At 41.1% G+C, this 12,644-nt stretch carries 14 protein-coding genes; 11 read left to right on the top strand and 3 right to left on the bottom strand.

Annotated elements, in window-relative coordinates:
* The first annotated feature begins 42 nt into the window (after window positions 1-42).
* Both CGZ90_RS05850 and CGZ90_RS05845 read left to right on the top strand, forming a co-directional pair.
* The gene (locus tag CGZ90_RS05850) at window positions 43-600 is read left to right on the top strand and encodes a GNAT family N-acetyltransferase (protein WP_094251371.1); all 558 of its coding nucleotides are present in this window, start codon (window positions 43-45) and stop codon (window positions 598-600) included.
* A 230-nt stretch (window positions 601-830) separates the two neighbouring features.
* The gene (locus tag CGZ90_RS05845) at window positions 831-2,099 is read left to right on the top strand and encodes an MFS transporter (RefSeq protein ID WP_094251370.1); all 1,269 of its coding nucleotides are present in this window, start codon (window positions 831-833) and stop codon (window positions 2,097-2,099) included.
* Window positions 2,100-2,167: 68 nt separating this feature from the next.
* On the opposite strand, the gene CGZ90_RS21270 is transcribed toward CGZ90_RS05845, so the two are convergent.
* Window positions 2,168-2,572, bottom strand: coding sequence for a hypothetical protein (locus CGZ90_RS21270; protein ID WP_094251369.1), 405 nt, complete (start codon window positions 2,570-2,572; stop codon window positions 2,168-2,170).
* Between the two features lie 178 nt (window positions 2,573-2,750).
* Between CGZ90_RS21270 and CGZ90_RS05835 the strand changes: the two genes are divergently transcribed.
* The 9 genes from CGZ90_RS05835 to CGZ90_RS05795 all read left to right on the top strand — a co-directional run bounded on the left by CGZ90_RS05835 (window position 2,751) and on the right by CGZ90_RS05795 (window position 10,430).
* Window positions 2,751-5,495, top strand: coding sequence for a CHASE3 domain-containing protein (locus tag CGZ90_RS05835; protein WP_094251368.1), 2,745 nt, complete (start codon window positions 2,751-2,753; stop codon window positions 5,493-5,495).
* 16 nt (window positions 5,496-5,511) lie between these two features.
* Window positions 5,512-6,357 (top strand): CheR family methyltransferase, encoded by an 846-nt coding sequence (locus CGZ90_RS05830; protein WP_094251804.1) that lies wholly within the window; start codon window positions 5,512-5,514, stop codon window positions 6,355-6,357.
* Window positions 6,358-6,462: 105 nt separating this feature from the next.
* On the top strand, window positions 6,463-6,891 hold the full coding sequence (locus CGZ90_RS05825) for a hypothetical protein (RefSeq protein WP_094251367.1): 429 nt from the start codon (window positions 6,463-6,465) through the stop codon (window positions 6,889-6,891).
* A 22-nt stretch (window positions 6,892-6,913) separates the two neighbouring features.
* Window positions 6,914-7,384, top strand: coding sequence for a DinB family protein (locus CGZ90_RS05820; protein ID WP_094251366.1), 471 nt, complete (start codon window positions 6,914-6,916; stop codon window positions 7,382-7,384).
* A 97-nt stretch (window positions 7,385-7,481) separates the two neighbouring features.
* Entirely contained in the window at window positions 7,482-7,949 is a 468-nt protein-coding gene (locus CGZ90_RS05815) for a hypothetical protein (RefSeq protein ID WP_094251365.1), read from the top strand.
* Window positions 7,950-8,065: 116 nt separating this feature from the next.
* Entirely contained in the window at window positions 8,066-8,431 is a 366-nt protein-coding gene (locus CGZ90_RS05810) for a hypothetical protein (protein WP_094251364.1), read from the top strand.
* 21 nt (window positions 8,432-8,452) lie between these two features.
* Window positions 8,453-8,977: a 2'-5' RNA ligase family protein gene (locus tag CGZ90_RS05805; RefSeq protein WP_094251363.1), complete on the top strand. Its 525-nt coding sequence runs from the start codon at window positions 8,453-8,455 to the stop codon at window positions 8,975-8,977.
* A 62-nt stretch (window positions 8,978-9,039) separates the two neighbouring features.
* The gene (locus CGZ90_RS05800; RefSeq protein ID WP_094251362.1) at window positions 9,040-9,684 is read left to right on the top strand and encodes a uridine kinase family protein; all 645 of its coding nucleotides are present in this window, start codon (window positions 9,040-9,042) and stop codon (window positions 9,682-9,684) included.
* Window positions 9,685-9,998: 314 nt separating this feature from the next.
* Window positions 9,999-10,430: a GNAT family N-acetyltransferase gene (locus CGZ90_RS05795; protein WP_094251361.1), complete on the top strand. Its 432-nt coding sequence runs from the start codon at window positions 9,999-10,001 to the stop codon at window positions 10,428-10,430.
* Window positions 10,431-10,483: 53 nt separating this feature from the next.
* Here the strand turns inward: CGZ90_RS05795 and CGZ90_RS05790 are convergent, their stop codons facing one another.
* Entirely contained in the window at window positions 10,484-11,620 is a 1,137-nt protein-coding gene (locus CGZ90_RS05790; RefSeq protein ID WP_094251360.1) for a SpoIIE family protein phosphatase, read from the bottom strand.
* Window positions 11,621-11,925: 305 nt separating this feature from the next.
* A complete protein-coding gene (locus CGZ90_RS05785) occupies window positions 11,926-12,477 on the bottom strand; it encodes a hypothetical protein (protein ID WP_094251359.1) in 552 nt (183 codons plus the stop codon).
* Between the last annotated feature and the right edge of the window lie 167 nt (window positions 12,478-12,644).

Here is a 12,644-nt window from a genome sequence, read left to right as displayed (position 1 = left end):
CAACCTGTGAACACTGAAATAGATATAAAAGGGGGCGTCATCATGAGTATACAAAAATCGGAATTAAAAAGCGGTACGGTCCATATTCGCTTTCTAACGGTTGAAGATGCGGAGGCTATGCTTCATCTACAATTAGAAAATAAAGCATTCTTTGAAAAGACTTCAGCGGAGCGGAAAAGTGAGTTTTATACGCTTGAAGGAACAAAGGAAAGGATAGCTTCTTATGGAGAATCCGCCGAAAAGGATGAGGACTATTTCTTTGGCATTTTTAAGAATGACGACGGCTCGCTGATCGGCACGATTAATCTGTTTGCGGTCATGCGCGGCTCCATTCAAAGTGCGTTTACTGGCTATGCTTTAGATGAAAAGCATAACGGAAAAGGCTTAATGACAGAAGCGCTGAAACTGATTATAGACTATGGATTTAATGAGCTTAAACTGCATCGGCTCGAAGCGGGAGTGATGCCTCATAACATGGGATCGCTCCGTGTACTCGAAAAAGCAGGTTTCGAAAGAGAAGGATATAACAGGAAAAACGTAAAGATTAATGGACAGTGGGAAGATCACGTACATCTGGCAATCGTTAATCCAAATGATTAAACACAAACTTAACTAAAGGTTTAGGATGCGAGAAAATTTATTGCAATACTTTAGGCGTACCGTTATCCACTCGGTACGCCTTTCTCTTTTTCCTGTTAAGGCTTAGACATGGTTAATGCTTGAATTTCTAGTCAAAACTTTAATAAGAAAGTGAAGTCCTTTTAGTACCCGAAATAAATGGATTATGCCATTATATAGTAATCAGTATCTTATAAGAAAGGACCATCAAGATGAACAAACAGGAAAGCGGCTACAGATGGATCGTTTTTGGAACCGTCTTACTGGCTTACTTTTTGATTGTGAGCCAGAGAACCGCGCCAGGTCTTATTACAGACCAATTAATGCATGATTTCAAAGTTTCGGCTGCGGTCATCGGCCTTTTGAGCAGCATTCAATTTTTGGCTTATGCCGGATTGCAGATTCCAGTAGGGCTGCTATCTGACAGATATGGACCAAATCGCTTTCTAATCATCGGCACACTCCTTAATGGACTGGGGAGCCTTATGTTCAGTTATGCTCCGAATGAGTATGTGCTGATTTTTTCGCGTTTTTTAGTAGGTATAGGTGATTCGATGATTTTTGTTAACGTGGTCCTCATTTTAAGCCGATGGTTCAAGGTACATGAATTCGTAGGATTGATCGGAGTCGTTTCCATGGTAGCGAGTCTTGGATCTTTGTCAGCCACGCTGCCATTTTCTTTATGGATTCAAAGTACAGGCTGGAGAACGCCGTTTCTTACGATGGGAATTGTACTGCTGTTAATATCCTATCTCCTATACACCACTCTAGTTGTAACACCTAAAGAAAAGTTTAAAGAGGAAGAATCAAAAGCAAAGAAAGCTGCCACTAAAAAACGTGAAAATGTCTGGGTCATTCTCCGCAGAGTATTCACAGCCCGCCAAGCATGGGCCACATTCCTTTGCCACTTTGGTGTGGTTGGAACGTATGTAGGGTTTATCGGATCTTGGGGCGTTCCATATGGCATCCAAGTATTTGATTTGTCACGTTCAGAAGCAAGCCAGCTGATCATGTACGGCCTTCTTGGAGCGATGATAGGAGGTCCGTTAATCAGCTGGATTACAAGCCGTTTGGATTCGATAAAAAGAACATACACCATCATACATTTAATTGTGTTTTTCAGCTGGATAGGATTATTTGCAGCAGGTGTGAAACCTTCATTCAGCATGGTAATCTTATTGCTGCTGATCATTGGATTTGGAAATGGGGCAAGCTCCTTGACATTCGCCGTCGTCCGAAAATCCTTTCGTATTGAAGAGGTGGGCGTCGTTTCGGGATTTGCCAACATGGGTGGATTTCTAAGCGCGGTTTTGCTGCCGAGTTTTTTCGGAAGTGTGCTTGATCTATTTCCGCAATCGTCAATAAACATCGGCTATCATTATGGTTTTATCATTCCTGCTCTGTTTTCATTGCTGGGATTGTTAGGAGTTCTATTAATTAATGAGGAAAGCAAGGAAAAACAACCTATTCGTGATGTGTGATCCCATTATAAAAAAGCTGCCTAAGATGGTCTTAAAGGACTCTCTCGGCAGCTTTTTTGGTAACTTCATCAGAAGCACATAAAGTTACGAATCTGGTTATAGTTGTAGCGGACTCTTTGCGCTCGGTTGCCGCGCCAAATGTAGCCAGATACAGAGTTGATGCGGATCTCAGAAGGGTAGAACCAGAAGTCTCTTCCAAAAGGACCTTGAGACCGCAATCCCATAAGTCCCCATCTTCCTAAGCAGCGGCACATCATAGACCGGATCTGCTGCGGAGAGGCAGGCGGGGCAGTGAAAAATGATTGTGGTACTTGAGACTGAGAAAACTGCTGCGGCGGGCCGTACTGAGGAGTATCTTCCTCAGGCGGACCTGGAGGTGGTCCAGGAGGTCCGCCAAATTGCTGGCCATACTGACCCGGATACTGCTGTCCTCCATACTGGCCATACGGGTTAAACATTTGTCTATCATTCATTAAATATTGCTCCTCCTTTTATACTATTCATGATTAATTTATGCAGCTTATCCCATTGTTGAAGCTTGTACTTACTAAAATGGACGTCTAGCACATTCGTACTAAGCTCAAACTATCTAACTAGGAATAATAGGACTATAATGAGGTAATAACGATTTTTGTAAAGGCAGGATGAATTATGAAAAATAGAATACGTTTTGGGATTCGCGAAAAAATTGTGACGGGCTATGTCGTGATTATTGTTTGTTTGATCGTTGCGATTCTGGCCGTCAATAACCAGCTCGAAACGATGCAGAAGGAACGGAACTTTATCATCAACCATGATATTACGGTGAGAGATCTAACAAGCCAGATTGAAAAAGATCTGCTTAAGATGGAGACCGGGCAGAGGGGTTATGTCATCACGGGAGATGAAAACTATCTTCAGCCTTATAACGAGGCACGTGCACAATGGTACAAAGATTTCGAAAAACTGAACGAGCTGATGGCCGATAATCCTAAACAGCAAAGAGATATATCTGCCATTAATCAAAACATTGAGAAATGGATCGGAGTAGCAGCTGAGCCGTCGATTAAGCTGCGGCAGCAGAATGATTCAGAAGGCATTCAGCGCTTCTTTAAAGAAGATCCAGGCAAGAAAGAGATTGAACAGGTGCTGCAGCAATTCGATTCATTCCGTGATGATGAGAAAGCACTCACAGAGAAACGGGCAGAAAAGCTGAACGAGCAGAACAATTATTTGGATATCGGTCTGTACAGCTTGCTCGCTTTTGTGATCATCACTTCGTTCACGCTCGCGTATTTCATCTCGGGCTCCATCATTAAAACAATCAGAGCAGTTGTCGGAACAATACGCGCGATGGCGACTGGCGGTGACTTGACCGAACGTATTCATGTGAAGTCGAATGATGAGATCAGAGATTTAGGCGAAGCGACAAATGAACTTCTAGATACGTTTGAGGACCGCGACTGGCTGCAGAGAAGTGTGACAGACGTAGTAAGCAAGAACCAAGGCATTGCATCCGTTGAAAACCTTGCAGAGACAGTTCTTTCATCTGTAGCTCAAATGACACAGTCTTCACTCGGCGCTTTTTACATACGAGAAGGAAAAGACAGCAGTGCTGTTTTTGTTAAAAAAGCTTCTTTTGCAGGTTCGGCAGATGATATTGGCAGAAATAGCTTTATCCTTGGACAAGGCATGATCGGCCAATGTGCACTTGAAAAACGACTTCATGTGATCAGCAAAATTGAGGACGATTATGAGCTCATCTCATCTGGTTTAGGTGAAGTGAAGCCGAGGAGCATATTGATCGCGCCTGTGCTGCATGAAGATGAAGTGATCGCGGTCATAGAGCTTGCAAGCCTGAAGGAATACAGTAAGCTGCAATTAAACTTTATAAAAGAAGTTGTTGAAACGTTCGGTATGACGATCAACCGTGTGATCGACCGGATGGAGATTTCGAGATTGCTGACCGAATCTCAAGCAATGACCGAAGAGCTGCAGGCACAATCAGAAGAGCTTCAAACGCAGTCAGAAGAGCTGCAGATGCAGTCAGAAGAATTGCAGATGATTAACGAGCAGCTTGAATCGCGCTCGCATGAAGCCGAGGAGAAATCGAAAGATCTTGAAATCGCCAAGCAGGAGCTGGAAGAGAAAGCGAAGCAGCTCACGCTCGGTTCGAAGTATAAATCCGAATTCCTGGCGAACATGTCTCATGAACTGCGCACACCGCTGAACAGCATCCTTATCCTGTCTGAGATGCTTGCAGAGAACGGCAGCCAGTCGCTTTCAGAAGAGGATAAAGAGTTTGCTAGAGTTATCCATTCCTCCGGCCAGGACTTGCTGAATTTGATCAATGATATATTGGATCTTTCCAAAGTGGAAGCTGGTAAGCTGGAGGTTATGCTCAGTGAAGTGAACATGAGCGAGTTCCCTGCAAGTCTGGAACGAAACTTCGCGCATGTTGCCAACCAGAAGGGGATCGACTTTAAGATTCATAGCGACCACGATGTTCCTGTACTTTTCCAGACAGACGAGAAGCGCTTCCAGCAAATTGTTAAGAACTTATTATCAAATGCGTTTAAGTTCACTGAAAAAGGATCGGTGTCTGTTTCCATTAAAAAGGTCGCGAGCGGTATGAAGCACGCGGGTATAGATTATTGGCTTGAGCTGTCGATCACCGATACTGGGATCGGAATTCCGAAAGATAAGCACGATTTAATCTTTGAAGCTTTCCAGCAGGCGGATGGTGCAACGATCCGCAAGTTTGGCGGAACGGGCCTCGGGCTTTCTATCAGCAGTGAGTTCACAAAATTGCTTGGCGGACACCTCAAGTTAGATAGTGAAGAAGGAAAGGGAAGTACGTTTACCCTCATCCTGCCGAGTATTACAGATGAAAGCTTTGCTGCTGAAACGTTCCAAGGTGCATATGCAGAAGCAGCTGTTGCTCTTGAGACGCCGGTGCAGGAGATTGGGACATCTGAACAGCCAGCGGCGATTGAAATGCCGGCAGCATATGAACCGCAAGACAGTGAAGGCAGCGTGTTTTATGGGAAAACGGTGCTGATCACCGATGATGATAACCGTAATATATTTGCGCTAAGAACAGCTCTTGAGCAAAAAGGGATGAAGATCCTGACGGCGAACAACGGGATTGAATGTTTAGAGGTTCTTGATAATAAAAAGGGAATTGACCTCATTTTAATGGATATCATGATGCCGGAGATGGACGGGTACGATACGATGAAACGTATCCGTGCACAGCATGAATTTAAAGAAATACCGATCATTGCGCTGACAGCAAAGGCGATGAAGAACGATCGTGAGAAGTGTCTTGAGGCAGGAGCGTCTGATTACATCAGCAAGCCGCTCAAACTCGAGCAGTTATTTTCATGTATGCACGTCTGGATGCAAAGTAAGTGAGGATTGAACAGAGATGATGGACCAATGGAAGTTAGAAGAGGAAGAAACGAGCTATAAAGAAAAGTTAGAGATGGATCTTTTGCTTGAAGGGTTATACCGTGTATCAGGCTTTGATTTTCGTGAGTATATGCAGTCATCGGTTCATAGACGCATAAAAAACAGGATGCAGCTTGAACACATTCCGACCATTACTCGTGTCCTTGAGAAAGTGCTTCATGATCCGGCATTTATGACGAAGATACTCAACGACTTGTCGATCAACGTGACAGAGATGTTTCGTGACCCGGAATTCTTCAAAGTTTTCCGGGAACGGGTCATTCCTATGCTTCGCGATTACCCTGAGATCCGTATCTGGCATGCCGGGTGTGCGACGGGGGAGGAAGCGTACTCGATGGCAATCTTAATGGAAGAGGAAGGCCTCAGCCATAAGACGAGATTGTATGCTACCGACATGAACGAAGCCGTGCTAATGAAGGCGAGCAAGGGGATTTTCCCGCTTACGAAGATGAGAAACTATACGAAAAACTATATGCAGGCGGGCGGGACACAGGCATTCAGCGAATACTACACAGCGGATGGCCAATTTGCCTATTTGAAGCCTTCGATTCTAAAGCAAATCAGCTTCGCGCAGCATAATCTTGTTACAGATCATTCGTTCAACGAATTTCACGTGATTCTTTGCCGCAATGTTTTGATTTACTTCACCGTAGGCCTTCAAAATAAAGTGCACGATCTGTTTTATGAAAGTCTTTCGCCAAAAGGGTTTCTCGGCCTCGGGGATAAAGAGTCGATGCAGTTCGCTGACTGCGCTGAAAAATATAACGATTTTGCAGAGTGTGTGAAGATTTATCAAAAAAAATAGTTTTACAGGCGCGCAGATAATAGAATCTGCGCGTCTTTTTTAATAAATAGAAGTTAATAGTTCAATAATGACTTATGTTAAAATTTACTAAAAGGAGGGTGGTGGATGGTTTACACTGCAAAAACGGAAAGAGTACCGTTAGTCTTTTTATTAACTATTATCATTGCATCGATTTTCATGGGTGATATTTCTGGATGGTTGTTTTATTTTCAGCTTGCTATCGCTATGTTTATTTTTGCAGCCCTCTTTATCCGATTTAAGCTTGAGATAGCCGTTCAGGGTTTAACCTATGAAATACTATTTATCACATTGCCAATTCATAAAAAAATAGTTTACCCCAATGAAATAATCAAGCTTGTTTTTAAGCGATATGGCTGGACGACCAAAGGTGCGCGGATACAACTAAAGAAAGGATTTAACATCCGTATTGTTAACTTTGTTCCAGAAAACATATTTAGTGATTTAAATGATTTTGCTAATCAGCATATGATACCGATTTCAATTGCAAAGGATTATCAAATCTTAGATCGATAAAAATATAACAGGGGAGATAAATATGAATCGTATTAACTTGCTTCTGAATGTGCTCGACTCAACATTTGATAAAGAGAGCTGGTTCGCTCCACTTAAAGATGCGATGGAAGGTATTACGGCAGCACAAGCAAGGTGGAGGCCGGATGGAGAAGCAACAAAATCCATCTGGGAGAACGTAAATCATCTTATCTATTACAAAGAGCGGCTTGTGGCAAACCTTGAAGGCCGTGAATGGGTAAATCACTTGAGCGGTGATGAAAATTTCTTTCTCACGGAGCAATCAAATGATGATAGTGAATGGCAGAAAGTCGTTGAACGTGCAGAAAACGCCAACCTTAGTTTACGACAGGTGCTGAGCAACCTGTCTGTTGAGAAGGTTGATCAGCAAGACCTTGATATGAAGCTGATGGACATCTTCCTTCACGACGCTTATCATACAGGTCAAATTATGCAGCTCAGAAAAATGCAAGGATCCTGGCCATCACATCGTTAAAGAAATGAAACCTGTTGTAATTGGACTAGACATCATTACGTCAGTAAATTAGGATTATAAGTAGCGTGTAATACAACAACTTCTAGAGGTGAACGGAATGAAAAGAGCGTTACTTATTATCGTTTGTGCGTTACTATCTCTATCTTTAACAGCCTGTGGGAAAAGTGACAAAGAAGATTTTAAAGAATATGTATCCAAGCGCAATGACATCGTTAAAAAAGAGCAAAAGCTTTTTAAACAAGCCAGAGAGGCGGTTCCTAGTCTTGTTAAAGGCAAGGGTGTCGATGAACAGAAAAAAATTGTCTCAGACTTCGATAAACTGGTGAAGGAAGCCAAATCATTAGACGTTGAATCAGATGACCTTAAGAAGTCCAACGATGAGTTCGCAAAAGCTGTTGCAGCGAACGCCAAAGCAGTCGAACTCAAGATGCAAGGTGCCGAAAAAAAGGATCCAGGACTGGAGTTTCAATCACAGTCGAAATTGAGAGAAGCAGAACGGCTTGGTGAAGTTAGTGAAATGAAGTTAAAGGAATTTGCACAGCAATATAATTTTGAGTTGAAGTGATGAAGTATAACTTAATAAAGTAACAATGACATATGAATTATTCGTATGTCATTTTTTATTGTTATGGTAAATTTAGGATAAAGCTAAAACGCAGCTAATAACAGGGGGGAGAATATATGAATCTCAAAAAAACGATGTTAGTTGTATCTGTTGGACTTAATTTCGTGCTAGGATTTATTGTTTATCAAGCTGCTAATAAAGATGGTCCGGTTGATGTAGGATTGTCGTTTAAAGAAGCTGTCAGAGTGGAGAATTACGCCCTAGCTCAAACGCTTGTGGCTGAGGGACGGAAGAAAAATGTTTCAAAAGAAACGTTAAAAGAGATAAATGAAATCATGAGTGCAGGTACAAGCTACAAGACATATCAGCTGTTAGAATTTAATAATGATGAGATGGTTTTGCTTCATTTAACTCCCGACAAAAAATATGAAATTCAAGATGTCGTCATTGTTCCTGAAGAGTTAAAATCTTTATTTAAATAACTTTACGAAAAGAGGACACCGATGCAATACTTCATAGCGATCATTCCGCCAGATGAATACAAAGACAAGATCATGAAATTTCAGCAAGAGTGGATAACCATCGACTCAGAGCCGCATATCACGGTTAAAGCTCAAGGGGGATTGAATTCAGACCTTACATGGCTAGAAGAAGTAAAGAAGGTATGCAAAGAATTCTCCCCTTTTTCTGTATCCATTAAACACCCTGCTTACTTTGGCAGTGAAGTACTGTTCCTGGGGGCTGAATCAGAGGGTGTTGTTGAGCTGCATAGGAGGCTGGTTCAAGCTGTATCACCATCAGCTGATTTGATTCAAAGGTATTTTGAATATGATCAATTCATCCCTCACCTTACATTAGGCCAAACTAGCTGGGGATTATCACAAAATGATTTGTCATTAATGATGAGTCAGGCTGAAACTCTTTTACAGCCTTATCCTTTATTTGAGGCTCGTTTCATTAGGGTTTATAAAGAAGCGGAACCAAATAAATACGAGCCATTAATGGATATTGAATTGGGAGATTACTAGCCCATGAGTTAGAGTGCGTGCGTAGATAATTCTAAAGGAACTTTTTAAAACTGGGGGCAAATATGGACAAAGTGCTGCAAGAGATTGCTAACTTAATTGGCAATGAAGATAAACGAATGATTATTGGTATTTCGGGTCATGGTGCATCCGGAAAGACAACGTTTGCGCATAATTTATTAAAGCGCCTGGGACATGTTAATGTGAATTACATCAATACAGATACATACATAATAGGCTCGAGTCTTAGAAAGTACACGTTTATAGATTATGAATATGAGAATGAACATCATCGTGATAAAATGACAGCTTGTCATCCTGCTGCTCATCATGCTTTCGCTTTAGAGCGAGACATTCGTATGTTAAGAGATGGTTTAGATTTTTATACGATCGGCACGAATTACACAAAAAGCACACTCATTTCCTCGAAAAACAAAGTGAATATTGTAGAAGGCATGACCGTTGCCTTTACAGACCCTAACTTGTACGATCTAAAAGTTTACTTATATACCGACGGAGAAACCGAGCTGCTAAGAAGAGGCATACGCGATGTTTCCGAGCGAGGAACAGATATCAATTATTTAAGAAAATCTCATAGTCAGCGCCGAATTCAATATGAATTATTCATGCACCGTTTTCATCAGAATTTTGATATCGTTATTAAAAATTCCAATGAGGAGTATGTACTTGAAAAAGGATGTTTTACGTAAAAAAATCTGAAGCGAGGATAACGAACTTGTATCTAAAGGATAGAGATCTTAATATTTGCTGCAGCCTATTGGGGAGGTGTTCATTATTGTAAAAGTATTATTTTGCTTTCTTATTTTGTTCGATTTGTACTTTTTACTTCCTAATAATTTGATAGGTAGTTTGTCTTCTCAATTAGGGATGGAGCCTCATCACTTGAGATACAAAATATTTACACTTATTACAATTGTACTTTTTGTTTGGCTAGGTGTTTTAACTGTTTTATTAACTTTAAAATCGTTAAAGAAGCACACCAAAGATTTCTAAGAGGTGACTAATGACAATTACAAAGGCAAGGTTATCTGATTCTGAAGAAATTGCCAGATTATCAGGTCAACATGGGTATGAGGTTACTGAAGAGGAAGTATATCGGCATCTCGAAAAAATACTGTCTGATAAGGATCATGCCGTTTTTGTTATCAAATTAAGTGATCACGAATTGGCAGGATGGGCACATGTTCATGGCAGACACTTAATCGATGTCAATCCTTTTGCTGAAATTGGCGGTCTAGTCGTTGATGTAAATTATCGTCGGAAAGGTTATGGAGAACAACTCGTACGCATGTGTGAAAAGTGGGCAAGAGAGAATCACTATAAAGAGGTTCGTTTAAGAAGCGGCGGCCATAGAAAAGAAGCACACGAATTTTACAAAAGAATTGGCTATGACAATATTAAATGGCAAGAAGTGTTTTCTCTTAAACTACAGTAACGATTATTACAAGAACAGCCTGCCAGTGAACTCACATTAGCAGGCTGTTCTCATTATTTCGCCTGAATCATCATCAGACACATATCATCGTGCTGACCGGTGTGCTGTTCTTCAGGCAGCACAAGGTGAATTGGGGAGCGGACGTTGCTCCATTTCTCAGATGCTACATAGCGAAGCTTCTTCATCATGTGCTCTTCTTCACCGCCGTTTGCTTCGAGCACGCCATCTGTGTACAGCAGCAGCTGAATGCTGTCTTCGTACTGGATGACGGACTTTTTCACATCAATCTGGTTAAAGAAGCCGACCGCACAGCAGCCTCTTTCAATCGTGTGAAGCTCCGTTCCGTCTACAAGGACATAGCCCTCCGGATGCCCGGCATTTACATATTCCACTGTCTTTTTTTCCGTGTCTACCAAAAGATAAACGCCTGTGAAATAGTAATCATACTCATTGTTCGGGTTATGCAGCAGCACCATGTACCTGTTCAGCTCTTGTATGACGAGCTCTGGATCGGTCAGTTCTTTGATGATATCGCGCAGAACGGACGAGATGAACATACAGACGAGAGAGGACGAGATGCCGTGCCCCATCATGTCGAGCAGGATGATGCCATACTTATTCTCGGAAAACTTGTGCCAATAGTACATATCGCCGGCGAGCTTAAATGACGGCAGGTGGGAAACATTGATCCGTATGTTATCTTCTTCAAGCGGCGGGTTCAGCAGTCCCTTCTGCACATGCATAGCCAAGTCCAGTTCACGCTGAATCTTCTGCTCCTGTTCAGCGTGCCAATCTTTTTCATATTTCAGACGCAGTGCTACACGAATTCGCGCTAGCAATTCGACTTTGTTAATTGGCTTCGTCACATAATCCATCCCGCCGGCATCGAGCGCGTCCGCCAGCTTGCTAGAATCTTCAATCGCCGTGATGAAAATAACCGGAATGTCTTTAAAGCGCTCATCCTGCTGCAGTTTCTGACAAGCCTGTATGCCATCGACTTCGGGCATCATAATATCAAGCAGAATCAAATCAACAGGCGACTTGCTGCTCTGTTTCTCATTATTCTCCATATAATCGAATAATTGTTTTGCAGAGGAAAGTGAAACATATTCTTCGTAGCCTGCATTCTTCAATATTTTCTCTATTACAAATAAATTGACTGGATTGTCATCAACGATAAGAATGGACATTCATTTTCCCCTTACTTACTATTTATGTACGATAAATATCTCTTTTTATAAGTATACAAGTAATTAGGGAAATCGTATATTTTCTTGCATCTCTGTACGAAAATGCAAAAGTGATCTGTGATCGTTCTTCTCTTATCACTTCTTTAGACACAAGTCTTGAAAGTGCTTCCGGGTTTATGCAAAATGCCATGTTTGAAGATGAGCGACAAGCAAGGTGATGATTCTGATTCTGTAGTAACTCTTTAATGCGAACAAAAGGAAGGCAGTCGACGGGCTGCCTTCCTTTTGTTTGTTCTAAAAAACTATTATTTCCCCTTATTTTTCACCCAATCTTTATATTCAGATATCGTGTATTCGTCCGTTTTTACGACGATCCACTGATTGTCTTTCTTTTCTAGAAATACTTTGATTAAATACTCTCCACCAGAAGAACCGAAATCATTTATTGTATAAATAATGCTGCCATGAACTAAAGCAATTACCTCATTCTCATTAATGGTTTTCACTTTTATTCTTTCATAGCTTTCAATGTCGTAATTGGCATCTATTAAATCCAAGCCTTCATTTAATGAATCAACTTCCATTTTCTCTCCATTGACCCCTTGTCTTAAATCAATATTATCCTTTAGAGCCGGATATTGATCCCAAAGAATATGAATATCATTTTTTACCACAGCTTGAGTTCTGTAGTACATATATTCATTTAAAGATTTGCTATAATCCACCCAACCGGATGGCTCTGGTTCTATAAAACCTTTCATGTCTTCACTTGCTTTTGCTCGTTTTTCATACAACTGATAACCTGACAAGGATAAAAAACTTACAGCTAGTAAACTCGTAAAAAGAATTTTTTTCATAGTTCTCCTTTATTACAAATTGGAATTTAGTAGTGCAAATGAAAAAGCGTTTATTTCCTCTTGCTCAACTTTTGTGAAGTTGTTAAAAGTAGCATAAAAACTACTTAAAAATGCAAAATGTTTATTGAACATTTTCGTATTTTTGGTTCTCAAGATTTTTAACTTTG

The sequence above is a fragment of the Fictibacillus aquaticus genome, from assembly GCF_002245695.1.
In the GTDB taxonomy this organism is placed as follows: Bacteria; Bacillota; Bacilli; order Bacillales; family Fictibacillaceae; genus Fictibacillus; species Fictibacillus aquaticus.
This window is presented reverse-complemented; position numbering and strand designations above follow the sequence as displayed.

Bases quoted from the DNA above. Each gene is read 5' to 3' on its own strand.
- CGZ90_RS05850 (WP_094251371.1), top strand. From the start codon at position 43: ATGAGTATACAAAAATCGGAATTAAAAAGCGGTACGGTCCATATTCGC.
- CGZ90_RS05845 (WP_094251370.1), top strand. From the start codon at position 831: ATGAACAAACAGGAAAGCGGCTACAGATGGATCGTTTTTGGAACCGTC.
- CGZ90_RS21270 (WP_094251369.1), bottom strand. From the start codon at position 2,572: ATGAATGATAGACAAATGTTTAACCCGTATGGCCAGTATGGAGGACAG.
- CGZ90_RS05835 (WP_094251368.1), top strand. From the start codon at position 2,751: ATGAAAAATAGAATACGTTTTGGGATTCGCGAAAAAATTGTGACGGGC.
- CGZ90_RS05830 (WP_094251804.1), top strand. From the start codon at position 5,512: ATGGACCAATGGAAGTTAGAAGAGGAAGAAACGAGCTATAAAGAAAAG.
- CGZ90_RS05825 (WP_094251367.1), top strand. From the start codon at position 6,463: ATGGTTTACACTGCAAAAACGGAAAGAGTACCGTTAGTCTTTTTATTA.
- CGZ90_RS05820 (WP_094251366.1), top strand. From the start codon at position 6,914: ATGAATCGTATTAACTTGCTTCTGAATGTGCTCGACTCAACATTTGAT.
- CGZ90_RS05815 (WP_094251365.1), top strand. From the start codon at position 7,482: ATGAAAAGAGCGTTACTTATTATCGTTTGTGCGTTACTATCTCTATCT.
- CGZ90_RS05810 (WP_094251364.1), top strand. From the start codon at position 8,066: ATGAATCTCAAAAAAACGATGTTAGTTGTATCTGTTGGACTTAATTTC.
- CGZ90_RS05805 (WP_094251363.1), top strand. From the start codon at position 8,453: ATGCAATACTTCATAGCGATCATTCCGCCAGATGAATACAAAGACAAG.
- CGZ90_RS05800 (WP_094251362.1), top strand. From the start codon at position 9,040: ATGGACAAAGTGCTGCAAGAGATTGCTAACTTAATTGGCAATGAAGAT.
- CGZ90_RS05795 (WP_094251361.1), top strand. From the start codon at position 9,999: ATGACAATTACAAAGGCAAGGTTATCTGATTCTGAAGAAATTGCCAGA.
- CGZ90_RS05790 (WP_094251360.1), bottom strand. From the start codon at position 11,620: ATGTCCATTCTTATCGTTGATGACAATCCAGTCAATTTATTTGTAATA.
- CGZ90_RS05785 (WP_094251359.1), bottom strand. From the start codon at position 12,477: ATGAAAAAAATTCTTTTTACGAGTTTACTAGCTGTAAGTTTTTTATCC.